1 protein-coding gene is annotated in these 956 nt (G+C 56.6%); it reads right to left on the bottom strand.

Annotation, left to right across the window (positions count from 1 at the left end; translation table 11 throughout):
* Positions 1 to 44 precede the first annotated feature (44 nt).
* Positions 45 to 956 (bottom strand): IS256-like element IS3503 family transposase (locus HMPREF3097_RS02200; RefSeq protein WP_070760620.1); only part of this gene is annotated, 912 nt, incomplete at its 5' end.

The raw sequence follows: 956 nt of genomic DNA, 5'->3' as shown, positions 1-956 counted from the left end.
GGGGTTAAGTAAAGAAAAGTGTGTCTTTTCCGGGCGTGTTGCGGTTATTTGATCCAGCCTTTTTGGATGCCGAGGTTGTGTTGGTAGCTGGTGTCGATGGCGGTGTCGTATTCTGCTGGTGCACCGATGTCATTGGTAGTGGCTGTGGTGTTGTGGGTGATCAGGTCTGTTGCTGTGGAAAGTGCGTCTTGACCCCATCGTTGGTCCCTGGCGATCTTGACCGGATCGTCAGGGACTTCTGTATGTAGATACAGCCACCAATCCATCACTGTGCGTTGATGCGGTAGTGATAGTCCGCGGTGTCTGCGCGCTAGTTCTTTTATGGGGGCGTTGATGCCACCTTCGAGGCTGTTTGTTGTTGCTGCAAGGTTGTTGGGGTCGATGGTTGTTGGTGGGGGTTGCAGGTAGGTAAACAGCAGGTCTCTGCGGTGCAGAGATAGCAATGATTGATAGGCCGCTCGGACGCGTTGGTGGGTGTAGACCTTGGTGTAGGCGCCGGTAGCGGGGTCTTTGATGGTGGTTTTCTCGTTCATCCATTCCCGGTAGGTGTGGTCGAATTCGTGCAGGTGGGCGACCCATGTGGATGCTTGGTCAAGGTCGGTGATGCGAGTGAGTTTCAGGGCTAGGCGGTAGAGGGTTTTGCCGGCATCGGTGCGGGGGTTGCTGGTGGTGTGGCGGCGGACTGTTCGTTGGGCGTGGACGAGGCAGCGTTGGATGCGTGTTGTTGGCCAGCAGTGGTGGATGGCTGATTGGGCACCTTGTCCGCCGTCTGTGACTGCGATTAGTGGTGCGGCAATGGGGCGTAGGAGTTCGGTGTAGGCGGCGGTGGTTTCGTGTCTGGCCCAGGTCCAGTTGATGACGTGGGTTTTACTGGCTGCGATCAGGAGGCATCCGGACTTTAGATAGGTCGCGTCGAGGAAGATTTGGTCATGGATGCGGAATGGGTCGATGGTGGG

Origin of the sequence: Corynebacterium sp. HMSC27B11 (assembly GCF_001815985.1) — a bacterium.
In the GTDB taxonomy this organism is placed as follows: Bacteria; Actinomycetota; Actinomycetes; order Mycobacteriales; family Mycobacteriaceae; genus Corynebacterium.
The sequence above is the reverse complement of the archived record's forward strand: the minus strand, read 5'-3'. Positions and strand labels throughout refer to the sequence as shown.